This window comes from Sodalinema gerasimenkoae IPPAS B-353 (assembly GCF_009846485.1).
GTDB classification, from domain to species: domain Bacteria; phylum Cyanobacteriota; class Cyanobacteriia; order Cyanobacteriales; family Geitlerinemataceae; genus Sodalinema; species Sodalinema gerasimenkoae.
Map to the genome: position 1 here is coordinate 1,606,458 of NZ_ML776472.1, position 24,036 is coordinate 1,630,493.

Consider the following 24,036-nt stretch of genomic DNA (forward strand, 5'->3'; position numbering starts at 1 on the left):
TTTTATAGGAAACTCAATACTATTTGGTTGAATTGCCGCTTGTCTGACTTAAGCGATGTTTATTCTGGATTTTTCCTGTTAATTGAATTGGTATGTTTTACCTAATCTATCCCTTATGACACAACAACAGCGTCTGAAAAATCCCCAGTTGGAGATTGGTGATTACTTTGATATGGGCTGGTCAATCTTCAAGGATAATCTCTCTAATTTCTTGGTTCTGGTCTTGGTGATTGATATTCCCATCGCTATTCTTCAACTGCTTAGTCCAATGCCTGAAGATCCGAGTCAAATTGATATGGCTGCTAGTCCCATGATGATCGTGGTTCTGGTTGCAACTATCGTTCTATCAATTGTGGGAGTCGTCAGCACTTTCATTCTAACGGAATTAGCAGTTCTCAACCGACCCATTGAGATGGTTTCCATTATCCAACAAGGATTCTCTCGTTTTTTCCCCAGTCTTTTGGTGATCCTTGTTGGAGGAATCTTAACAATTATTGGATTTGTCCTGTTGATTATTCCGGGAATTTATTTGGCAAATCTATTTTATTTTAGTTTTGATGCGGTTGCCCTGCGTGGTTGTGGCTTGGATGGTTTATCCTACAGTCGCAATTTAGTGAAAGGACAATGGTGGAAAATATTTGGCCGTGCTTTTTTGCTGGGTTTTGCCTTTTTTGTTATTGTGGTTGTCCTTGCTGTTGGTCTCGGGTTTGCCTCAGTTGTTGTGAGTGCCATCCCACTACTCCCAGAGTTGATGGAGCTTGTCTCGTCCTTCGTCATGGGCTTGTTTGGTTATCTTTTCCTGACAATTCTGACGGTTTTCTTTCTCAATGTGGACTATGTTCGCAACCCGAGTTGATGAAGTGGCTTAAGGGATGTATTTCCTGGGAAGTGATTCAGAGTACTAATGGCGGTGCCGGATCTCGGTATGCTTAGAGATAAGGATATTTATTGAGTCTGTCTGCGTCATCTATGCAAGTCTCCCCGGTTCAACCTGAAACTCAACCCCAAGTGACTTCCCTGGAAACCCTCGCCCTGGATGTGGGGGGGATGAAATGCGCCGGCTGCGTGAAAGCCGTGGAACGGAAACTGAGCCAAGTTCCGGGGGTGGCCTCGGCGAAAGTCAATTTGGCGACGGAAATGGCGACGGTGGCTTGTGAGCCGGGAGTGGTGAATCCAGAGACTCTGGCCCAAACCCTGACGGAAGGGGGGTTTCCTAGTCAGTTACGCCGTCAGGAAGGACTGTCGTTGGCGGATTTGGAAGCGACGGAGGAACGCCAGCGAGAGGCACAGCAGCAACAGCAACGTCAGCTTGGGGTGGCCTTGGCGCTGATTATCCTGTCAGTATTGGGCCATTTGCAAATGCTGGGGGTTCCACCGATTCCGGGGTTGAGTAATATCTGGTTTCATTTTGCCCTGGCCTCTCTGGCGTTAGTGATTCCGGGGCGCGAGATTATTGTGGAGGGGGCCCGGGGCTTGCTCAAAAATGCGCCGAGTATGAATACGCTAGTGGGGTTTGGCTTGGTGACGGCCTATCTGGCCAGTACGGCGGCTCTGTTTTTCCCGAATTTGGCTTGGGAATGCTTTTTTGAGGAACCGGTGATGTTGTTGGGGTTTGTGCTGTTGGGGCGATCGCTCGAATCCCGGGCCAGAAATCGCGCCTCAGCTTCTCTCAAGTCTCTGGTGGGGTTACAGCCGAAAACGGTGCATCTGTTGACGGAGATTGAGGAGTTGAGCCAGCTCGATCCTCAGACGATTGTGGATTTACCGGCGGATCAGGTGCGGGTGGGAGAATATTTACAAGTTCGTCCGGGTGAGAAAATCCCGGTGGATGGGGAAATTTTGGCTGGGGAAACCTTGGTGAATGAGTCGATGTTGACGGGAGAATCGTTACCGATCGCCAAAGGGCCGGGCGATCGCCTCACGACAGGAACCCTGAATCAGTCGGGAAGCATCATTATCCAGGCGCAACGCACGGGGAAAGATACGGCGTTGGCACAGATTGTGGCGTTGGTGGAAGATGCTCAAACCCGCAAGGCCCCGGTACAACGGTTGGCGGATACGGTGGCGGGCTATTTTACCTATGGGATTATGACTCTGGCTGCCTTGACATTTTTGTTTTGGTATGGAGTGGGAGTAGATTTATTTCCCAATGTCCTAGAGACGGCCCATGAGTTCCCCAATTTGGGCCATGTCCACGGGATGGGCCAGGAGCCACTGTCGCCGCTGTTGCTCAGTTTGAAGCTGATGATTGATGTGTTGGCGATCGCCTGTCCCTGTGCGTTGGGGTTGGCGACTCCTACGGCTATCTTGGTGGGAACCGGTGTGGGTGCGGAACGGGGGCTACTGATTCGTGGGGGTGATGTGCTAGAGCGGGTTCATCAACTCGATACGGTGGTCTTTGATAAAACCGGAACTCTGACCACGGGACATCCCCAGGTGAGCGACATTTGGCAACGGGGGCCCCGGAATCTATTGCAATGGGTGGCTTCGGTGGAACGACAAACGAGCCACCCTCTGGCTGAGGCGATCGTGAGTCGGGCCCAGGCGGAGGGATTGAGCTTGCTTCGGGTATCCGATTCCCACACGGAAGCGGGGTTAGGGGTGCGAGGGATGATTGAGTCGCAACTGGTGTTGGTGGGGAATCGCCTCTGGCTGGAGAAGCAGGGGATTGTCCCTGACGCGGCGGTGGAGGATTGGCTCGACATGATGGCCCGTGAGGGGAATAGTCTAGTGTATGTGGCCATTGATGGGGAGTTTGCGGGGGCGATCGCCGTTCGTGATCAACTGCGCGAGGATGCAGCGCAGACGGTGGAAGCCTTGCGTCGGTTGGGGTTGGGGGTGCAACTGCTGACGGGCGATCGCCCAGAAACGGCTCAGGCGATTGGCCAACAGTTGGGCCTGTCTCCCCAGGAGATTATGGCTCAGGTGAGTCCCCAGGATAAGGCCTCGCGCATTGCTCAGTTACAGGCAACAGGATTGACGGTGGCGGTGGTTGGTGATGGGATTAATGATGCACCGGCGTTGGCCCAAGCGGATGTGGGACTGGCGTTGAATGCAGGAACGGATGTGGCGGTGGAAACGGCGGATATTGTCTTGATGGGCGATCGCCTCCAGGATATCCTGGGGTCAATTCGTCTCAGTCGCGCCACGTTTAATAAGATTCGCCAAAATCTCGTCTGGGCCTTTGGCTATAATCTCGTAGGACTCCCTGTTGCGGCGGGAATTTTACTCCCGAAATTTGGGATTCTCCTCGATCCGGCGGTGGCGGCTGGCTTTATGGCTCTGAGTTCGGTGAGTGTGGTGACGAACTCGTTGCTACTGCGTCGCTTTGATGGCTAACTTTGATGGCTAAGGGGTGCGGCTAGGGGCTGTTCTGTTTTTTTCCTGTGTTCATGACGTCAACTGAGTTCTCGAAACCTGATATTGAGACCCCGGCTTGGGTGGATTTGGCCCGCTATGACCAATCGGATTATGATCGCGGCCGTTCGGGGGTCTATGTTCTGCTGTGGTGGCTGGTTCAGGCGATCTCCTTTCCCCTGTCACCTCATTTCGCTAATGGCTTCCGCTGCTGGCTGTTACGTCGCTTTGGTGCCACGGTAGGGGAGGGGGTGATTGTTCGTCCGACGGCCCGATTTACGTATCCCTGGAAGGTGACGATGGGGGATTTTTGCTGGGTTGGGGATGATGTGGTGTTTTATAGTCTCGATGAGATTCGTCTGGGGAACCATTGTGTGGTGTCCCAGAAAACCTATTTCTGTACGGGAAGTCATGAGATTGGCGATCGCCAGTTTGGCCTAAAAACCAACCCTATTACTCTCGGGAATGGGGTTTGGGTTGCAACGGATTGTTTTGTGGCCGCTGGGGTCACCATTGGCTCAAATACGGTGGTTGGGGCCCGCAGTAGTGTATTTAGTGACCTTCCGGCGGGGTTTATCTGTTTGGGGAGTCCCTGTCGTGCGAAATCGCCACGGACGATGAACGAGGGGGACTCCCCAGGTTCTTAGGGGTCTAACGTTGCAAGGCAATGGCTGGGTTATCGGTCATGGCTGATGCGGGACTGGTGCGGACATCGGAGGTAAAGATAGTGGTAGTGACGGCGCGATCGCTCGGCCGAATCATGGAGACATGAAGCCGCAAGTTGGCGGAAGGAAACCAGATCCGTTCCTCACGCATGGCGTTTTCTTCCACCATCCGCACCATGAGAGTTCCGTCGGGCCGTAATTCATAGTTTCCCCGACTCGCTGGGGTGTCTAAGTCGAGATAGCTATGGATGAGGGTTCCCAGATTGGCGTTATCTGGGTTGGGAATGGGAATGACCAAATAGCTATGACTCTGTTGCCAATGGGTAAAGCGAGCCTGATAGTCTTGATCGACTCGGTACGGCGAGCTGATGTCATAGATATCAACCGCCGAGTCGCGACAGGCGTTGACCAGTTGCGGCTCATCTAAGGCCAATGGGGTGGCCGTTAGGGTGGACTGGACATCTTCGACGTGACTGAGTTCGTGGTTATGACCGGTTCGCTGCGATCGCCACACCCCCAAGGAGAGTCGGAAAAATTTGCTAATGTTCATCCGTCGGACTTAACAGATTGGTAGAAGAAACTAACCCCAGCGGCAGGCTACGGTTGTTCGCCTTTCTACAATAGTGGCTTAGTGGCAACTTGTGAATCAATTCTAGAGTTTTAGTCGGACTAAATAAGACTTTATAAATCCCAAAGTGCTTGTTTTAAAGCCATTTTGTCAATCTTGGTTGTCCAGTATGAATTGTCTTATTTTTGCGAATTGGACGATTTCTGTTCCACGCCAAAACCAACGAGAACCACATTTTCTGGGGGTTGGTTCTTTTCAGGACGCTCGTAACTGAGAATTTTGCGAATCCGCAGTTCGGGATGAATCAGGGTAATGGAGTCTACGGCGATGACTCGGGCATAGCGGGTGGTCATTAACAGTTCCCGGGTGCTGTTGTGGAAGCGGAAGTGGGAGATAATGGGCCGGTCTTCTTCGTAGGCGCGATCGCGCAGGTAATCCCCTTCAATATGGTTGCCGAGGTCTTCGGTGGGGACAAACAGCAAATTCAGTTGTTGTTCGACTTCTTCCCCGCTTTCAGAGACTGTGGCAAATTCGAGGTGATAGCCGGGAAGAGGATCGAGTTTGTCTGGGATAGGATAGGCGTTATCCCGCAGTACTTTCAGTTTGAGATCCCCTGAAAGGGGGGTGATGACAAAGTCCGTGTGCGATCGCTCCACCTCCTGACGAGTCATATAGTGGTAGGTGCGTTCGGTACTCCAATTGCCAACACAGCAATCAAAAAACGCCTGAAAAGTCTTAAGTTCCATAGGATACATGAGAAATTCTTCGTCTTTTCCTTAAATTTTACTTAAATTTTCCTAAAACCGTTCAAACTAAACAGTCTCTCCAAAGCTCTCCTGTCACCATCCCCTTATCTGGCTTCGACGGCCTTGACCCCAGTTGAGGTTCCGACATCTCAGACTGGGAGTGATAGTGTCCGTCTCAATTGTTACAGTTGATTGATTTCTATTAAGCTAGGTTTAGGTTACTTGACAATCGTCCTGGAACACTATCCAGAAGATTGAAGTCAAGATCGGCCAGGGCGATCGCCTCTCCATCCTATCCCGCACCTATTTCTGTGAGGTTCCATGACTGTATCTCTCCAACATCAACCGTTAACCGCTGAAGCTCTCGCCGAGCAGTTTTTCCGCAACTGCGCCGGGGAGTGGACATCCCAACGTCGCTACTACAGCTTAACCAGCGGCGAAACCCAAGAAGTCACTAGCGAAATTACAGTGGAATTTCTCGAACCCGAGCGGGAGTTGTTACAGGAACTCGCGCAACGCCACCAACTTGAGTCGGACAATCCCTTTCTCTGTGGGAGTCGTGTTACCTGGGAAAGTCATTATGAGGGGGTTAGTCGCAAACCCAGTCGGGGAAAAACCGTGTTTGGGGTTCGCGGAGACATTCTCTATCGCGATCGGGGTTTCGCCACTCCTAAACCCGTTATCGCCGATTTCTGGTTCACCAATCCCGAAACCATGTGCTTAAAAACTGAGTACAACAATTCCAGTTTTGAGGAAGAACTGAAACTTATTGGTGAGAAATACCGCACCCGTCAGACGGTAATTTGTCGTGATGGAGAAGAACTCATGATTGGCCAATACCTAGAAACCCGGCGTTAGTCAAAACGTTCATCGTTCTCACCTCGTCGCCTCGTGTCATCTCGCCTCATTTAGCCTCGTGTCATGGCTCCAGCCATGACATGGGGATTTGGCGGCTCTGCCGCCTGTGAGAGTCACTTATACTTAATAATGATACTTACAGGAAATAATCGTAATGGTTTCTTGGCTAACGCGATCGACAAGACGATGTTCTTTATCAATCCGTCTTGACCCGTAGCCTTGCAAATCATGTTTCAGAGCTTCAGGCTTCCCTAGTCCCTGCTTTGGAGAGCGGTCAATATCATAAATTAGCTTAACAATTTTTCGGTATATTTTTTTATTTTCAACCGCCCAGCTATTAAAATCTTCAAACGCCGAAAACTCAAAAACGACTCGCCGATTCATAAAGCAACAGGACTCACATTAGTCATCAAACGTCACTTCAACTAAATTTTGATTCTTGTCAACATTATCAATCGCCCGTAAAAGCCTAGACTTATTTTCGTCAGATTTCAATAAATACTCGGTTTCGTCTTCAAACTCTGAGACGAAAATCTCAATTTCTCTATCTCCAAACTGAGATTTTATTTTTTCCAAAAAGTTCGGGTAGTACTAGAGAGGTAATGATGCGTTGTAGTGGTGAATAAAATTCCACAGGAGGCCAATGTGATTCCGTAGACTCTTGGAGAAGGCTAAGCTGCGTCGGACAAAGCGTGAAACTCTTTGCCTGAGGGTATTGTTGAACCGCTCAATGTAACTGGTCTTGCCACTCGACTTACTGACGACCCGGTGTCGTTTGCTCGGCAGCACCTGCCGGTAAGCCTCCCAAGCGTCAGTGTAGATCACAGCACATTGCCGATAGACTGTGGGTAGGGAATCCCAGAGGTTTTGCGCACTCTCGGCAGCGCGAGAACCGACATAAGCGCCGATCATCTCACGGGTCTCGGCATCGAGAGCTAACCAGACCCATTGTTTGTTGCCCTTGTAATCCACAAACGACCAAAGTTCATCACATTGCACCGTCATCGGCCCTTTTTTTTTGGACTGACAGTGACTTGCCTGTGTGTCTGGGCGGCTTTACAGTTGACATAGTCTTGCAGCCATTGCTCAGACACCTGAACCGCCCGGGCAATTCCAGCCATCGGGATGCGTTCTAGCAAGAGCCGGTCAATGAGTTCGCGAGTCGGGGTGTCGATGACCTTATTGGTTGGGTTTTTGACAAACTGACGACCACAGTTACGGCATAGATACCGTTGCTTGCCCGTGTGGATGTGGCCATTTTTGACGGTTCGCTTAGAATCGCAATCAGGGCAATGAGGCATGGGGGTTGTTCTGTCGCTTCATGATCATCCTAACAAATCCATCATTACCTCTCTAGTACTACCCTATTTTGCATAGTAGAGGGAGCGTATATCTAGTCATACGCTTCCATCCCTCTATACTGTCTAAAAGTAACTAAGTAGCTTCAATACCCCATCAATAGAGTAGGGGCTGCCATCCAACCACTAATTAGACAGCGACTAGAAGCCTAAACTTTATGTGAGTTACATAAAACTGAAGGTTAACCTGGCCCCTAGTGTAACGTAATAATTTTTAAAATGCCAAGCAGGGCTAACTACGTTGTAGATAAATATTTACGGTGTGATTGTAAGCGTTGCTAGATAAGGATTTTGGCTGTAGGAGAAGCAAACGTTAGAAAGAACTGAGCAGAAAAGACTAAAAGCCCGTTCCAGAAAAGCTTCTAAGTAGCCTGAAGCATGAAAATCGTATAAGCGACTAGCTAGTTTTTGAAAAAAATAATGCAGAAATCAAAAAATGAGGTGCATCTCGGCCGGGCCAATCACGAGTAAACAGCCGGGTTAGAATGAGATGCACCCAACGGAGTTCCTAGTTTTTCTTCAACCAGGAGAACATCGCCCGCAAGTCTTTCCCGACTTCCTCAATGGGATGTTCCGCTTCCTGACGACGCATAGCCGTGAATCCAGGTTTACCCGATTGATTTTCCAAGACAAATTCCCGCGCAAATTGTCCCGATTGGATTTCGCTGAGAATCTCTTTCATGGCGGCTTTGGTTTCAGGAGTTACCACCCGAGGACCCCGGGTATAGTCGCCATACTCCGCAGTATTGGAAATGCTGTCGCGCATGGTCGCTAAACCACCTTCAACCACTAAGTCCACAATCAGTTTCACTTCGTGGAGACATTCAAAATAGGCGAGTTCTGGCTGATAACCCGCTTCAATCAAGGTTTCAAACCCAGCTTTAATGAGGGCACTTAAGCCACCACACAAAACAGCCTGTTCCCCAAATAAATCGGTTTCCGTTTCTTCCCGGAAACTGGTTTCCAAGATACCGGCGCGGGTTCCACCAACGCCTTTTGCATAGGCCATAGCCCGATCGCGGGCCTGTCCAGAAGCATCTTGATACACGGCAAACAGACAGGGAACGCCTTCCCCTTGTTCATAGGTGCGACGCACCAAATGGCCGGGGCCTTTGGGGGCAATCATGACCACATCGACGTTTTCAGGGGGAACCACTTGACCAAAATGGATGTTAAATCCATGGGCGAAGGCGAGAATATCCCCGTCTTTCAGGTTAGGCTCAATTTCTTGTTTGTAAACGGTTTTCTGCACCTCGTCGGGGAGCAGAATCATGATTAAATCGGCTTTTTCGGCGGCTTCAGCCACAGGATACACCGTTAGTCCGGCATCTTTGGCTTTGGGGGCGGATTTACTGCCAGGATAGAGGCCAACAATGACATTGACGCCACTATCTTTTAAGTTAAGGGCATGGGCGTGCCCTTGGGAACCATAGCCGATAATGGCAACGGTTTTATCGGCGAGTCTGTCCAGATTCGCATCTTGGTCGTAGTACATGCGAGCCATATGCACGTCTCCTTGAAAAATTCGGTGAATCGGCTGACTATCACAGGAATGCTGCCGCTGTGGTGAATCGTTGAGGATTCAGCGTTAGATAGAAAACACAATCTTTTATTGTATCAAAGAGTGGTCGGGCCGTTCGGGGTTGTAAGTTTCCTCTGCGATCGCCCGCGTTGGGGAGGATAAGGGGTTAAACTACAGAACATGGACAGGTGACCTGCGAAAACGGTTCGAGAGAGGGACAAAGGATATGAGGCTCGGGCGGTATTCTATCCAGTTTGCGACTCAGCTAGTGACAGCCATGGCGGTTGTCCTGGTGTCTGGTTCCGGCAGCCTGGTTCAGGGGCAGGAGTCTCCGAACGTCACGGAAACTGAGGCCCAGGAATTGCAACAGTTTCGGGCCCAGGAGAGTTTTCAGGAAAATCTGGAACGGGCGATCGCCAATAGTGTCAGTTTACGCGATCGCATCGATGACCAAATTGAACGGGCCATGGCCGCCCAACGCCCCGCGATTACAGCCGTCTTCGTGGTTTTGGCCCTACTTCCCTTGTTGGGGGCGATCGCCGTCTGGCTGATTCTCAACCGCCTGGAAGCCCGCGCCAATGCCTACGCCCAGGAAATTGACAGTATCAAAAATGATGCCATGGCGGAGTTACTGGGGATGATGAATGAGGCCCACAGCGTCTTACATCAAATTCAAACCCAGATCCATGAGCCACTTCCCCGGGTTCCTGTAGGGGCCGAACGCCAGATTACGATCAGTTCTCAGCCTAGAGATCACCGTGCTGATCAAGACAACTTACAAGAGGACAACTTACAAGAGGACAACTTACAAGAGGTTAGGTCTTCTCAGGGGATCTCAGCAGCGAGGGAGTCTTCTAAGGCGGATGACTTGGAGATACTTCGAGATGATTCTCCCCCCGCCGACTCTCACCTGTCACAGGATGAGGTGATGGAGTCTAATGATGATGAGGAGGACGATCCCCCATCTCTTAACTCAATTCTCGATTCAGAGGAGGAAGAAGAGGAGGAACCGCCCCCATCCCTGAACTCAATTCTCGACTCAGAGGAAGATGATGAGGATGACCCTCCTAGTAATACAGCCCCCCTGTCCGTCAACTCCATTTTAGACCACGATTCCGAGGAGGAGGAGACCTCACAAGCGCCCCCCACAACCCCAGAGAGGGTAACTCAGCCTCCCGTTACCTATCGTGGCGGGGAGGAGGGGATCGCCACCGCCTCCCAGAACCGTCTCAACGGCAATGCCCGAGGCGATCGCATCCCGGAACAAGAACCGGTGCGCCAACCTGAACAGCCTCAACGGCTACCTCAGCCGCCTCAAGTGGGTGCAGCGGAGTTTTGCCGTCAAGCCAATGCCCTGTTCTTTAGTGGTCGTTATAGCGATGCCATCGTTGCCTATCAACAAGCCGTGCAACTGAAGCCGGACTACCATCAGGCCTGGAGTAATCAGGGAAGTGCCCTGTTCCATTTAGAACGCTATCCCGAGGCGATCGCCGCCTATAACCGCGCCCTCAATATCTATCCTGACTATCCTGAAGCCTGGAACAACAAAGGGGGCGCTCTTTCCAAATTGGGACAGTATGAGGAGGCCCTAGCCGCTTACGATCGCGCTGTGGAACTCAAACCCGATTACGTCGAGGCCTGGAACAATCGCGGCTTAGCCTTAATGGAACTGAAACGCTATAAGGAATCCGTCGCCTCCTATAATCGGGCGGTGAAGTTGAAACCCGATTACATCGAAGCCTGGAACAATCGCGGCTTAGCCTTCGCCGGGGCCGATCTCCATGAACATGCCCTACGCTGTTTTGACAAAGCCCGCAGTCTCAACCCAGATAATATTGATACCTATCGCAATCAGGGGCTGTCTCTGGCCGCCCTAGAACGCTACCCCGAAGCCATCCGGGCCTACCAACGGGGTACAGAAATTCAACCCAGTGATATCCCCACTTGGTACTATTTAGGACAACTTTTAACCCAACTGGAACGGTATGATGAGGCGATCGCGGCCTATGATGAGGCGATCGCCCTACAGCCCGCTATCCCAGAGATTTGGTATAACAGGGCTGGTTGCTATAGTGCGCAAGGGTTTGTTGCCCCCTGCTTGGAAAGCTTGCAAGAGGCCCTGCGTCTCTCACCCCATCCTTATCGTGAACGGGCCCAAGTGGATTCGATTTTCGATGAGATTCGCCAAGATGAACGGTTTAAACAGTTGTTGTTGTAGGGGGGAATAGGCAAGAGGCAAGAGGCAATAGGCAGCAGGCAATAGGCAGCAGGCAATAGGCAACAAGCAACAGGCAATAGGGGAGAATCTACCCCTGCTCTTAAACATTCATAATTAACGAGTTACCATGATTCAAAAATCTTACATCCTAGCTGTTCTCTCTCTACTGTTGATTTCTCCCCGAGGGGCGATCGCTCAAGACCCTACCCCCCCAGAAGCAGCCCCCCCAGAAGCAGCCCCCCCAGAAGCAGCCCCCCCAGAAACCGCTGCCCCCATAACTCCTCAAGACCCAGCAGAACCGTCCTTTATTGCCCCAGCCCCAGCCGACCCCAACGCCGAGTTAGACTGGCAAATTGAGAATCGTTTACGCAATAGTTCAGTGGTTCGTGATGCCATCAATGATGCCGTTGATCGCAACTTTGCTTGGACATTTGGCCTATTAAATATTCTCCTGTTGCTGTTAATCCTCTTCCCCATTGCGGGAATCGCTCTCTTATGGTGGATGCGCCAAGAAATGGTATCTCAAGTGGTGGATGAGGTGGAAAACCATCTCTCACATGAGTTGAAAGCAGAAGTCAGTCGCGAATTAAAAGCAGATTTTGCCACTGCGGCCCCATCGAGTTCAGCCACTGCGGCAGCAGAACCGGCACAACTGAAGGATATGGTCTCCATGGCCCTGTCGGTGCAAAATGTCATGTCCAATGCCCGTCATACCATTGAGAACTCAATGCAATTGCAAGATCGGCTCAATGGACGTTTACAGGATGTCCTGGAACTCCAGATGATGCAAGGGCGACAACTTGAAGCCAATGGACAATACACGGAGGCGATCGCCGCCTTTGATCGCGCCATTGAGGTGGATGAACGCCATCCTGAGGCCTATTGTGCCAAAGGAACGCTCCTGGTCACCCTACAACGCCTTGAAGAAGCCCTAGCGACCTATGCTGAGGCGGTTAAAGTCGCCCCCGATTGCGCTGAGGCTTGGTATGGCATCGCCCGCTGTTATGCCCTGGTGGGCCATCAGGAACCGGCGATTGAGAATCTTAAAAAAGCGATTCATCTCAACCCTAGCCTGAAAGAAAAGGCGCAAGAGAGTGAGGCCTTCGCCAGTCTCCGGGAACAAGACGCCTTCCAGACGGCCCTAGCTGTCAATTAGGTCTAGGTGTCTCGGGAATTGCCGGGGTCATGGATGGCTAAAACCGTATCATTTTGTAACAGGGACTTGACAACTCGGTAGAATAGACTCAAACAAACTATTTTTGATAGACCGTTATGAGTCAATTTGCCTTAAACGTCTTAGCGATCGGCATTTTTAGCCTAACCATGTTTTCCCTCTTGGGACCGATGCTGAACCTATCGCCCCTGTATCCCGCGGCCACCGTTTTTGTCGTCTTGGGATTGGCGACGGTGGATCAGTTGGGCTTCCAAGGTCAGGGAGGACTGGTGGTCCTGGATTGGTTGGGGGCCAATACCAGCGATCGCCGCCAGCGAGTGATCCGCCATGAAGCGGGCCATTTTCTGGTGGCCTATCTCCTGGATGTGCCCATCGCCAACTATAGCCTCAGCGCCTGGGAAGCCCTCAAACAGGGACAAACCGGACGGGGAGGCGTTCAGTTCGACGATGGTCAATTACTCTCTCAACTCAGTCAGGGACAACTCTCGGCCCAACAGTTAAATCGTTATGCCATGGTTTGGATGGCGGGGATTGCGGCCGAAGAACTTGACGAAGATAGCGCCCGAGGTGGCATTGACGATCGCCAGCAACTGCGTTTAGTCTTGCGTCAGTTACGTCCCGTGGTTGGTGATAGCGAAGCCCGAGAACGCTGGGCTATTTTACAGGCGCGAACCCTCATCGATCGCCATCGGGATGCCTATGATGCCTTAGTTGAAGCCATGTCTCAACGACTAAGCGTTCAGGAATGCTGCGATCTCATCCAACAGCATCTCACCCCAGCCGTCTCCTAATCGCCTCTTGACGGGGGTGGTTGTTTCGTCCGATGGTTGAGTGGACGGGTAGTCTCGACCGGATTGATCCGGTCACCACTGCCAAACCGAGCAACAATAATAAACAAGATTTGGAAAACGTCATGACCGGGTTTAAACGACTGGTAGCGATGCTTGCGGTAGTCATCGCCGTGGCCCTGACTGGGTGCAGTAATTCCCCAAGTAGTGGGTTAACCTCCTACACCGATAGCTATGACGGCTATCGCTTCCTCTATCCCAACGAATGGATTGAGATGGATGCGTCTAACCTCGCGCCGGATGTGGTGTTACATGATCTCATCGAACAAAGCGAAAATCTCACGGTGATTATGAATCCCGTTGCAGCGGGAGAAACCCTGGAAAAGTTAGGAACCCCCACCGAAGTCGGCTATGAACTCTCCAAACGGGCCATCGCCCCCGAGGGGAGCGATCGCGTGGCAGAATTGGTCGATGCCCAAGCCCGACAGGATGAAGATGGCAAAACCTACTATATTCTGGAATATGCGGTCACCTTACCGGATCAACTGCGTCATAACATTGCCAGCATCGCCATTTCTCGCGGTCAACTCTTTACCCTGAATGTGTCTACAACCGAACGGCGTTGGCAAAACATTCAGGATAAACTGCGGATTGTCGCTCGTTCGTTCTTTGTCTATTAACCCTTAGACGACTGTCTCCGTTATCCCCTTGCGCAGGATTGTCCCATGAGTTCCCCCATTCTGATTCTCGCCTCTGCTTCTCCCGCCCGTCGGCAACTCTTGCGTAGTGCAGGGATTGACCCCATTGTCTGTCCCAGTGATTTAGATGAATCTCAGGTTCAGTTGAGTAATCCGGTGGCCCTCGTGCAAACCCTAGCCCAACTGAAGGGAGAACGCATTGCAGCGGGGATTCGTTGCCGGGATATTGCCCCCCATGCGCCCAATCCCCAAGAGCCAGAGTCGGTGTTGGTGTTAGCCTGTGACTCGGTGTTAGTCTTGGACGATCAGGTGTATGGCAAACCGGCCAACCCCGACGAGGCGATCGCCCGCTGGCAACTGATGCGGGGACAAGTGGGCGAACTCTATACGGGCCATGCCATTGTCGATGTCTCTCAGAACATCACCTTAGTCAATTGCGAGGTGACAAAGGTGCATTTTGCCAAGGTGAGTGACTCGGAGATTAAGGCCTATGTCGCCACTGGGGAACCCCTCAACTGTGCCGGATGTTTTGCTATTGACGGCCGAGGAAGTCTATTTGTTGAGAAGATTGAAGGTTGTCACAGCAATGTTATCGGCTTGAGTTTGCCCCTGTTTCGACGGATGCTGCTTGAACTCGGCTATAACTTAGAGACATTGTGGTAACCCAATAGCTCCACGGTAACGCGGAATTGATCACATAAAACCTGGGTAGAGCATGACTGATGCAGAAGTCGTCGTGATTGGGAGTGGAATCGGTGGATTAGTCGCCGGTTCCCTCCTAGCGCGATATGGAAAGTCGGTAATTGTCTGTGAAAGTCATACTCTGCCGGGGGGGGCCGCCCATGGATTTTCCCGTAAGGGCTTTCATTTTGATGCAGGGCCCTCGTTTTTTTGTGGCTTAGGGGAGGGCCCTAGCCTCAATCCCTTGCGTCAGGTTCTCGATGCGTTAGAGGTGTCCCTAGACACTATTCCCTACGATCCTCTGGGAGAGTATCATTTCCCCGATGGAACCTTTCCCGTGTACTGCGATCGCGATCGCTACTATGAGGAGATTGCCCAGGTGACTCCCCATGGGGCGAAGGAATATCGGGAACTCGAACGCCGTCTCAATAAACTCTACAACGGTATACGCCAGATTCCCACCCTCGCCCTCCGCAGTGACTGGCAAGCCTTACCCTTCCTCCTACAAAACTATCCTGGGGCCCTGTTAAAACTCCTCCCCATCGCCGGGTTAACCCAAAAAACGGTTGGGGAAATCATGGATACCTGTGTCCGCAACAGTTGGGTACGGCGTACTGTGAATTTGGAATGCTTCCTCCTGTCGGGATTGAAGTCTTACGGAACCATCGCCCCGGAAATGGCGTTTATGTATGGGGAACGCCATCACACCAAGGTCGATTATCCGCGCGGGGGAAGTGGGGCCATCGTACAGGCCTTGATTACGGGGTTAGAGAAATGGGGCGGAAGTTTACAGGTACGCAGCCATGTGGAGAAGATTTTAGTGGAGTCGGGCCAGGTGACGGGGGTGCGGCTACGAAATGGTGACATCCTCAAGGCCCCCATTGTTATCTCCAATGCCACCGTCTGGGATACCTATCGCAAGTTACTCAGTGGCCATCATCTCCCCCCTGGCTATCGAAAAGAAGCCTTAGAATTACCCCGTCTCAATAGCTTTATGCACCTCTATTTGGGTATCCGTGCCGACGGGTTAGACTCGTTAGGGGGACATCATGTGGTGTTGTTGGACAATACCCTAGATGTGAATGTCCCGGGAAATACCTGTATGGTGTCGATTCCCTCGGTTTGGGATTCTAACCTGGCCCCACCGGGCTATCACAGCCTTCACTGTTATACTCTCGAACCCTATAAGTCTTGGAAACTCGATGCTAACTATGAGGAACGGAAACAGCAGCGATCGCAGTCTCTGTATCGGGCCTTAGAACGGATTATTCCCGATATCCGCGATCGCATTGAGTTTGAGATGGTGGGAACGCCGATTACCCATGAGCGATTTTTACGGCGCTATCAAGGCACCTATGGCCCGGGGATTCCACCAATTCAAGGCATTTTTCCCCTCAATCACACCCCCCTGCCGGGATTGTATCGCGTCGGGGACACGACCATGCCCGGAATTGGGGTTCCGGCGGTGGCGGCATCGGGGATTCTCTGCGCCAATAGTCTCGTTTCACCCCAGCAAACCTTACAACTCCTCAAACAGGTGGGTTTGGCTTGACGCGGGGGGGTTTGGTGTAGGAGGCTGGGGGTTTGTTGCCTTCTAGGAGAATTGCTGTGAGTCATCCCCGTCAGGTGGCCGTGATGGCGTTGAATGAGATTGAACGCAAGGATACCTATGCGGATGTGGCCTTGCAACGACAGTTGGCGAAGTCGCGCTTGACGGGGGGCGATCGCGCCTTGGCGACGGAGTTGGTGTATGGGGTCGTTCGACGACGGCGATCGCTCGATGCGGTCATTGACCAGTTTGCCAAGAAACCGGCCAACCAACAAGCCCCGGAGTTACGAGTTTTATTACGTCTGGGACTCTATCAACTCATCTATCTCGATCGCGTGGCCGAGGCGTTAGCGGTCGATAGTACGGTGGAACTGGCGAAGACTCAAGGCTTGGGAGGCTTGGCTAAGGTGGTGAATGCCATTTTACGCCAGTATTTGCGCCAACGCAGCCCCGAGAATCCTCTGGCCATTTCCCTGCCGGAGAATCCTGTGTCTCGCCTGGGGGTGCGTCATAGTTACCCAGACTGGATTGTGCAACAGTGGTCTGAGTCGTTGGGAATCGGCGAGGCGGAACAACTCTGTCACTGGTTTAATCAACCCCCTCAACTCTATTTACGAGTCAATCCCCTAAAAACGACCCGAGAGGAAGTGGAACAATGCTTCTTAGAGGCAGGTATTGGGGTCGAGAAGCTGCCCAATCTGCCCCAAGGGTTAAAATTGCCTTCATCGGGCAAAATCGAGGCGCTACCAGGCTATCAAGAGGGTTGGTGGACGGTGCAGGATGCCAGCGCCCAATGGGTGAGTCATCTCTTGAATCCGCAGCCAGGGGAGATGATTGTCGATGCTTGTGCGGCCCCCGGTGGGAAGACGACTCATATTGCCGAGTTGATGGGCGATCGCGGTCAGATTTGGGCCTGCGATCGTACGGCCTCGCGTTTAAAGAAGGTGGGACAAAATTGTCAGCGGTTGCAGTTACAGTCAGTGAAGACGGTTTTGGGGGATAGTCGCGACCTGACGCAGTTTAGGGGCCAGTGCGATCGCGTCCTCTTAGATGTTCCCTGTTCTGGCTTAGGAACCCTCCACCGTCGCGCCGATTTACGCTGGCGACAAACCCCAGAGGCGATTGTCGAGTTGGCCCAACTGCAAGGGAACCTATTGACGGCGGCGGCCCCTTGGCTAAAACCCGGTGGGGTGTTGGTGTACGCCACTTGTACTGTCAGTGATGTGGAAAATGAGGGGGTGATTCAACCCTTTTTAGACAGTCATCCCAACTGGACGGCAGAACCTCCCCCCAAGGACTGGAACCTACCGGTCACTGAGTCTGGAGGAGTCCGTCTCTATCCTCATCGCCATGAGAGTGACGGCTTTTTCATGGTCAAATTGCGGCGGCGATACACTTAAAGGTCATCCGGGTTCACTCCAAGTTCCCGTAAGCGTTGGGCGAGGCGTGTGGCCTGGGCCTGGGCTGCATCCCGTTCCGCTTGGGCCGCATCTCGTTCAGATTTAATTTCCTGTAACGTCTAAACTCCAATTGGTTAGCTACATTCCTCTCGTTGCCCATCAGTATCTTGAGGCGATTGGCGGTGAATCTGTTGCGGCGGCATCCAGGTCGAGGTAGTTTGAAGATGAAGCGTTACCGAGCTGGTCTCGATGACCAGTTTCTACTCGAAATTCTAGCGGCTTCTCTTTCTCGACCCTTATCAAATTCCCCTTCTTGATTTGATGCGTTTACCCTACCTATAACTCTTGGACTAACTCATAAATATCCTCCGCCATCTCCTGAGGTTGTCCTGAGAGGGGGAAAAACAATAGATTGTCAATCTCGGGATCGTTTACCAATGCCTCTAAACGGTGTAATTGCCGTTCTGTAATCGAAATCCCATCATTGGCAATTACATAGCCCATTTCATCCTCAAAATTCTCATCCCCATACACCTGAATAAAGGCTCGGTCAATATCCCAACTTTCCCAATCTGCCGCAAAATACTGTTTTGCCCAATAGGGATTGTGATGGCAAATATCAAAGCTGACATTGGGATTGGCCTCCCTCATCTCCCGAATCATTGTCTGCACAAAATTCGTGAGTTTAGGGGTGCGATCGACCTGTCCCGGTAACTCGGCATGATAGCCTAAATAATCATCCCATTGCACCGCATCAATCTTGGGGTATTTCTCCACAAACTCCACGACAATATCGGTAAAAAATCTCGCCACTTCAGGAATTCCCACGTTGAGAACATAATGGTCAACCCCCGGATGAGTACGGTCCACTCCTGGCACAATCCAACCCCGCTCCACGGCTTTGTCAAACATGGGACTATTTTCGTCGAGCTTAATCCCTTTCTCAAAATAAGCATGAACTTCCATATCATGCTGATGCGCCTCATCAATGAGCCACTCTAGCCATTGGTCTTCAAACTCATTAGGACAGCTATCATAGCCGAGTTTAGCTTGCATCACATCACTGCGGTACATGGCACAACCATTGCCAAACACTCCGTGAATGAGGGTATTAATACCGCGATCGCGATAATAGCGAACCCGCTCCCGAATCGTCGTCTCACTGGCATTATTCGTCACCTGATAGCGACTGAAATACATCCCTCGAATGGGTTTGCTCTCCCAAGGAGTCTCCGGGGATGGAGGGGAGGCTATAGGCGCGTCAGGCGGAGGCGACGGCTGAGGAGAGGCTTGGGGAGGTGCTGTTTCAGAGATGGGACTGGGGGTTGGTGAGGGTTCCGTAATCTGAATGGACCCTAAAACGGGAACCTCTACCGTTAAACCACTGGGCAAAACACGGCTAATATCCAAATTATCTCGCTGGGTAAACAGCCAAATCCCCCCAGCTAGGATGAGAAACATCACGGAGAACGGGATACTGGCACAGCCACAACCACATCCCTTGGAGTTTTGCCTAGATTTAGCCATAGAAGCTACTAAGTTTAGGTTTACTTGTCAAGATTTCGTCACAGGATTTAATCATTATTGCAGGAGTTCCATGGGAACAGGATTCAGGGCTATTTAAATTCCCTTAGTCTCTCCATAACCTTCACCGGTTAACGTTCCCAAATATACTAGATTTACTATCATCTGAGGAACAATTCTGTGCCCCTATCGAGAACACCCCAGCGCCGAACTGACACCATTGACAACGGCGACGAACCCATCTGTAACCGCTCCCACAACCCCGCCTTTAGTCACATTCTAAACAGTCGCCTTAAACGACGCCAAGTCCTGCGGGGAGGACTCTCGGCAGCCGTCGCTATGGTCTTAACCCGGCCTAGCCTCGGGTCTCTGTTCACGGGAACCCCCGCCACTGCGGCCACGGGGAAATTGGGATTCAGCCCGATTTCTGTCAGCGAAGCCGATACCATTGTCGTCCCCGAGGGCTACCGGGTGCAAACCCTGATTCCCTGGGGGGAACCCATCACCGGAACCTACCCCAGTTACGACCTCGGCAACAGCGGTCGAGACCAAGGAATGCAAATCGGCCAACATCATGATGGGATGCACTTCTTCCCCATTGAGGGACAATCTCCTGATGCCGGGAGTTCCCAGGATGGCCTGTTAGTCTTAAATCACGAATATATTGAACCCCGTTTTCTCCATGCGGCGGCGGTGGGGCTGACTCTCAATGCGGGCGAAGTCCCCATGAACGCCGATGGACCCCGAGATACGGATCAGGTTCTCAAGGAACTCAACGCTCATGGCATTAGTATTGTCCGCATTCGCCAACAGGACAATGGCGCCTGGGAGGTGGTGCGAGATGCTCACAATCGCCGTATTACGGGGTTAACCCCTATGGAACTGGCGGGGCCGGTTCGGGGGTCGGAGTTCCTGAAAACTCGCTATAGTCCTGAGGGAACGGCGACTCGGGGAACTCTGAATAACTGCGCTCATGGGGTCACTCCCTGGAATACCTATCTGTTCTGTGAGGAGAATTGGGCGGCCTATTTCCGCAATGGTGATCCAGAAGCCAGTCTACCTCGGGAGCAAACTCGTTACGGTGTGCGACGGGAGATGTCTCGTTACGGCTGGGAACGGGCCGAGAGTCAAGGGGATGAGTATGTTCGTTTTGATGTCTCCCCTCGGGGAAATCGTCCTCAAGAGGATTATCGGAATGAGGCCAATGGCTTTGGTTGGGTGGTAGAAGTCGATCCCTTTAACCCGAACGATACGCCCAAGAAACGCACGGCTTTAGGTCGTTTTGCCCATGAAGGGGTGGTGTTTCAGCCGGCGGTTCCGGGCCAACCGGTAGTCTGCTATTTGGGGGATGATGCTCGGTTTGAGTATGTCTATAAGTATGTCTCAACGGACCCCTACAACCCGGCGACGGCCTCCGGGGAGTTACTCGATCGCGGTCGCCTCTATGTGGCGCGTTTCGATGAGAATGGAAGCGGGGAATGGCTGCCGCTGGTGTTTGGGGAGGGGCAACTGACCCCGGAAAATGGCTTTTCGAGTCAGGCGGATGTTTTGGTCAATACTCGTACGGCGGCGGATGTTGCGGGTGCGACGAAAATGGATCGTCCGGAATGGGGAGCGGTGGACTCGGAGACGGGGGCCGTCTATTTGACCCTCACTAATAATACCCGGCGAACCGAAGACCAGGTCGATGCGGCAAATCCCCGTCCTGATAATGCTTGGGGCCATATTATCCGTTGGCGTGAGGCAGGGGACAATCCCACGGCGACTCGCTTTGAGTGGGAGTTATTCGTCTTGGCGGGCCCTGAGGATGACAGTGAAACCCTCCAAGGAAAGGGGTTAGACGAGACCAATATCTTTGCCTCTCCTGATGGTCTGTGGTTCGATCTCGATCGCCGTCTCTGGATTCAAACCGACATCAGCGAGAGTGTCATGAATCAAGGAAAGCACGCTCAATTCGGCAATAACCAAATGTTAGCCGCCGACCCCGACACCGGGGAGATTCGCCGCTTCTTAACCGGCCCTATCGGCCAAGAAATCACGGGAGTGGTCTCCACCCCAGACCAACGCACCCTGTTTATCAATGTGCAACATCCCGGTGCAACCACCTCAGGGGAGGCCTTCGCGGCCGGTTCTGTAACCTCCCGTTGGCCCGACCATTCCCCCACCCTCTACCCCCGTTCAGCAACGGTGGTCATTACGAAGGTCGATGGTGGGGTGATTGGAACCTAGACCCTAAGTTCCTGAAAAGCGGGCGATGTCTTCCCCCTCGGGGTCAAGTACCGTCAGACCGATGCCCGTATTGAGACTCACCAGTTCTAAGCCATCAATGAAGCGACGGACATGCTGATTAATTTGCTGTTTCGCCGCTTCATTGTTTTGCTGATTGGCTTGGCGGTGGAGTTCTTGGATACGGGAGACGTAATCGGGGAGGAGTTTCACCTGGAGGCGATCGCGGCTCACTTGATACTCACAAATCTGGGGCGACCCCTGACAGAGCCGCTGTAGGTCTCGCTGGGCCCGGTTCATGGCATCGGAAATTTCTTGACGGGCGATCGTCTGTACCAGTGCATTGGTATAGGCCTGCATCAAGGGCTGAGTTTGGTCGCTGTAGGCAGTATTCTGAGGAATCTGTTGCGCATAGCTGAGGGCCTGTTGCCATTTCGTAATCGCCGCCTCCCATTGCTGGGCATCCTGAGCGACACGGGCCTCATCGGCCAGTTGTAAGGCCTGTTGATGTAAACGCTGAGCCACCTGTTCTTGACGATGGCGTTGTTCGGCCGTGCTGAGGTGGGGGCCATAACTCTGAAATAACTGACGCGCATCCCGTTGGGCCGTCGTCTGAGCGGGAACACGCATGAGGGCACCAATGGCATTACGCCAACTGGAATAGGCCCGTTCCCAGGTGTCAACATCCCGCGCCTGAGTTTCCTGAGTCCGGGCGACCTCCGCCGCCAGTTGCGCCGCCTCGATTTGTTCAGCACCCCGTCGCTCTAGGATGGCCCGCTGCTGAACCGTTGCCAAATTCTGACGATACTCCCGTAGTTTAGTCCGGGCCAGGGTGTAGGCCGGGTTTTCAGGATCAATCGCTTCCAACTCGGCGATCGCCTCTAGCCAGAGGGATTCCATCCGTTGCCATTCCTCAATACTATGGGGAGGATTCTGGCTCAACAGGGCCGCCTGATAGCCCAAGCCTAAGGGCGATCGCGCCGCCTGTAACTGTTGCGATCGCCGTTCCAAACTCTCCAGAAGCTGACTGCGGCGACGGTGATAACGAGACCAGGGTGGAATCCCCTCCAACTGACCGCTAGCAGCCTCAAGTTTCTCATGAGCCGTCACCAAGGTTTCCGTCGAAGGAGACTCCGTCAACTCATTTAACAACTCCCGACTATTCTCCTCAACTATCAACAATCGTTGACATTCCCCCAAGACACAGGGGCGACTCAAAGCCCAGCCAATGCCCAGCAGGGCCAAGGCTCCGGCCGTCAGCGTCGCCAGGGCCAGCGTCAGCGACGGGCGATCTAATCCAGAGGAAGAGGGGTCCATCGTTCCCGCAGCCGGACGAGAGGGAACCGGCCCTCGGCGAGAGGGGTAGCCTTGCGGCGTTGAAGAAGCGGCAGTGCTGTGCATTGTTCTCACGTAATCCTTAACAGTTGACAGTTGAGCCAGCCACAACTCCACCGGAGTTGACTGATTCCTTTAGCCGATTTTTACCCTGGATTTAGCGTCTGGGATGGGATCATTGTATTACATCGCTTTGCCATTGAACCCTAGGCTGAATTGACCAAACCGTTACCCCATCAGCCTTTAAGGTTAATACTCCCGAGGGGAGATAACAAAAAATAAATAACCTTACCAGATTCTGAAAACCTATGCTAAAGTGTGCCTAGACATCCGTTCAACGGTAGTTGTGTTGCCGTGTCAATATGGTGGAAACATCAATTGTAGCGACAGGCATCAGCCGACGTTTGTGAACATGTGTCTTTTCCTTCTCTCGGTTCCTGGAGTTGCTCCATGTCAATTTATATCGGTAATCTGTCCTACGACGCGGTTCAAGAAGATCTTGAAGAGGTCTTTCGTGAGTATGGCACAGTCAAAAGGACTCAAATCCCGGTTGATCGGGAAACTGGTCGCTCTCGCGGATTTGGGTTTGTCGAAATGTCTTCGGATGAAGAAGAAGACAAAGCGATCGAAGCTCTCAACGGTGCAGAATGGATGGGTCGCCAACTGCGTGTAAACAAAGCCAAGCCTCGTGAAAACAATCGTTCTCGTCAAGGCTATTCTGGTGGACGCGGTGGGGGTGGCGGTCGCTACTAAACGGTTGAGTGTTAACCCTTCTGCCTGGTTAGCCACGGCCCCTTTAAGAAAATCTCTGATATTTAAAAGATAGCGATTTTAAAATTTGCTACTTGATATAGCGTGGACGTTGCGTCTGCGCTATTTTTAATGGGGGGAGAAACAGGGAACGGGGAACAGGGGAGAAGAAGGCAGCAGGGAGCAGACAGCAGGCAGTAGGGGGGGTCTTGCCTATTGCCTATTGCCTATTGCCTATTGCCTATTGCCTATTGCCTATTGCCTATTGCCTATTGCCTATTGCCTATTGCCTATTGCCTATTGCCTATTGCCTATTGCCTATTGCCTATTGCCTATTGCCTATTGCCTATTGCCTATTGCCTATTGCCTATTGCCTATTGCCTATTGCCTATTGCCTATTGCCTATTGCCTATTGCCTATTGCCTATTGCCTATTGCCTATTGCCTATTGCCTATTGCCTATTGCCTATTGCCTATTGCCTATTGCCTATTGCCTATTGCCTATTGCCTATTGCCTATTGCCTATTGCCTATTGCCTATTGCCTATTGCCTATTGCCTATTGCCTATTGCCTATTGCCTATTGCCTATTGCCTATTGCCTATTGCCTATTGCCTATTGC

Annotated in this window: 20 protein-coding genes; 13 read left to right on the forward strand and 7 right to left on the reverse strand. The window is 52.0% G+C overall.

Going from position 1 to position 24,036, the window contains the following annotated elements:
- Positions 1–115: 115 nt before the first annotated feature.
- The 3 genes from L855_RS07115 (at position 116) to hpsU (ending at position 4,004) form a co-directional block, all read left to right on the forward strand.
- A complete protein-coding gene (locus L855_RS07115) occupies positions 116–856 on the forward strand; it encodes a hypothetical protein (RefSeq protein ID WP_159786039.1) in 741 nt (246 codons plus the stop codon).
- 113 nt (positions 857–969) lie between these two features.
- A complete protein-coding gene (locus tag L855_RS07120) occupies positions 970–3,339 on the forward strand; it encodes a heavy metal translocating P-type ATPase (RefSeq protein WP_159786042.1) in 2,370 nt (789 codons plus the stop codon).
- Positions 3,340–3,392: 53 nt separating this feature from the next.
- Positions 3,393–4,004 carry a hormogonium polysaccharide biosynthesis acetyltransferase HpsU gene (gene hpsU, locus L855_RS07125; protein ID WP_159786045.1) on the forward strand — a complete coding sequence of 204 codons (612 nt, stop codon included), beginning with the start codon at positions 3,393–3,395 and terminating at the stop codon, positions 4,002–4,004.
- Between the two features lie 4 nt (positions 4,005–4,008).
- Here the strand turns inward: hpsU and L855_RS07130 are convergent, their stop codons facing one another.
- A complete protein-coding gene (locus tag L855_RS07130) occupies positions 4,009–4,572 on the reverse strand; it encodes a phycobiliprotein lyase (RefSeq protein ID WP_159786048.1) in 564 nt (187 codons plus the stop codon).
- A gap of 197 nt (positions 4,573–4,769) precedes the next feature.
- Positions 4,770–5,336 carry a phycobiliprotein lyase gene (locus L855_RS07135; RefSeq protein ID WP_159786051.1) on the reverse strand — a complete coding sequence of 189 codons (567 nt, stop codon included), beginning with the start codon at positions 5,334–5,336 and terminating at the stop codon, positions 4,770–4,772.
- 321 nt (positions 5,337–5,657) lie between these two features.
- On the opposite strand from L855_RS07135, the gene L855_RS07140 reads away from it, so the two are divergent.
- Complete coding sequence (locus L855_RS07140; RefSeq protein WP_159786054.1) at positions 5,658–6,194, forward strand: phycobiliprotein lyase; 537 nt, start codon at positions 5,658–5,660, stop codon at positions 6,192–6,194.
- Positions 6,195–6,317: 123 nt separating this feature from the next.
- Here L855_RS07140 and L855_RS07145 read toward each other — a convergent pair whose 3' ends face one another.
- The 3 genes from L855_RS07145 to ilvC form a co-directional block, all read right to left on the reverse strand.
- On the reverse strand, positions 6,318–6,578 hold the full coding sequence (locus L855_RS07145; RefSeq protein ID WP_159786057.1) for a Txe/YoeB family addiction module toxin: 261 nt from the start codon (positions 6,576–6,578) through the stop codon (positions 6,318–6,320).
- Between the two features lie 207 nt (positions 6,579–6,785).
- Positions 6,786–7,495, reverse strand: a protein-coding gene (locus L855_RS07150) for an IS1 family transposase (RefSeq protein WP_219729886.1) whose coding sequence is annotated in 2 segments (ribosomal slippage) — positions 6,786–7,198 and positions 7,198–7,495 — 711 coding nt in all. Because the reading frame shifts where the segments join, the coding sequence is not laid out codon by codon here.
- A 565-nt stretch (positions 7,496–8,060) separates the two neighbouring features.
- Entirely contained in the window at positions 8,061–9,062 is a 1,002-nt protein-coding gene (ilvC, locus tag L855_RS07155; protein ID WP_343039246.1) for a ketol-acid reductoisomerase, read from the reverse strand.
- A 289-nt stretch (positions 9,063–9,351) separates the two neighbouring features.
- Between ilvC and L855_RS07160 the strand changes: the two genes are divergently transcribed.
- The 7 genes from L855_RS07160 (at position 9,352) to L855_RS07190 (ending at position 17,582) form a co-directional block, all read left to right on the forward strand.
- The gene (locus L855_RS07160) at positions 9,352–11,292 is read left to right on the forward strand and encodes a tetratricopeptide repeat protein (protein ID WP_159786063.1); all 1,941 of its coding nucleotides are present in this window, start codon (positions 9,352–9,354) and stop codon (positions 11,290–11,292) included.
- A 127-nt stretch (positions 11,293–11,419) separates the two neighbouring features.
- Complete coding sequence (locus tag L855_RS07165) at positions 11,420–12,448, forward strand: TPR end-of-group domain-containing protein (protein WP_159786066.1); 1,029 nt, start codon at positions 11,420–11,422, stop codon at positions 12,446–12,448.
- 116 nt (positions 12,449–12,564) lie between these two features.
- Positions 12,565–13,257, forward strand: coding sequence for an ATP-dependent Zn protease (locus L855_RS07170; RefSeq protein ID WP_159786069.1), 693 nt, complete (start codon positions 12,565–12,567; stop codon positions 13,255–13,257).
- Between the two features lie 122 nt (positions 13,258–13,379).
- Positions 13,380–13,934 (forward strand): photosystem II reaction center PsbP, encoded by a 555-nt coding sequence (gene psbP / locus L855_RS07175; protein WP_159791011.1) that lies wholly within the window; start codon positions 13,380–13,382, stop codon positions 13,932–13,934.
- A 45-nt stretch (positions 13,935–13,979) separates the two neighbouring features.
- Complete coding sequence (locus L855_RS07180) at positions 13,980–14,615, forward strand: Maf family protein (protein WP_159786071.1); 636 nt, start codon at positions 13,980–13,982, stop codon at positions 14,613–14,615.
- Between the two features lie 52 nt (positions 14,616–14,667).
- Positions 14,668–16,185, forward strand: coding sequence for a phytoene desaturase family protein (locus tag L855_RS07185; RefSeq protein WP_159786074.1), 1,518 nt, complete (start codon positions 14,668–14,670; stop codon positions 16,183–16,185).
- 56 nt (positions 16,186–16,241) lie between these two features.
- Positions 16,242–17,582, forward strand: coding sequence for a 16S rRNA (cytosine(967)-C(5))-methyltransferase (locus tag L855_RS07190; protein WP_159786077.1), 1,341 nt, complete (start codon positions 16,242–16,244; stop codon positions 17,580–17,582).
- 336 nt (positions 17,583–17,918) lie between these two features.
- Here the strand turns inward: L855_RS07190 and L855_RS07195 are convergent, their stop codons facing one another.
- Positions 17,919–19,109: a family 10 glycosylhydrolase gene (locus tag L855_RS07195; protein ID WP_159786080.1), complete on the reverse strand. Its 1,191-nt coding sequence runs from the start codon at positions 19,107–19,109 to the stop codon at positions 17,919–17,921.
- Between the two features lie 177 nt (positions 19,110–19,286).
- On the opposite strand from L855_RS07195, the gene L855_RS07200 reads away from it, so the two are divergent.
- Positions 19,287–21,335: a PhoX family protein gene (locus L855_RS07200; RefSeq protein ID WP_159786083.1), complete on the forward strand. Its 2,049-nt coding sequence runs from the start codon at positions 19,287–19,289 to the stop codon at positions 21,333–21,335.
- Between the two features lie 3 nt (positions 21,336–21,338).
- On the opposite strand, the gene L855_RS07205 is transcribed toward L855_RS07200, so the two are convergent.
- Positions 21,339–22,733 carry a hypothetical protein gene (locus L855_RS07205; RefSeq protein WP_159786086.1) on the reverse strand — a complete coding sequence of 465 codons (1,395 nt, stop codon included), beginning with the start codon at positions 22,731–22,733 and terminating at the stop codon, positions 21,339–21,341.
- Positions 22,734–23,117: 384 nt separating this feature from the next.
- On the opposite strand from L855_RS07205, the gene L855_RS07210 reads away from it, so the two are divergent.
- Positions 23,118–23,420, forward strand: a complete 303-nt coding sequence (locus tag L855_RS07210) for an RNA recognition motif domain-containing protein (RefSeq protein WP_159786089.1) — start codon at positions 23,118–23,120, stop codon at positions 23,418–23,420.
- The last annotated feature ends 616 nt before the right edge of the window (positions 23,421–24,036 follow it).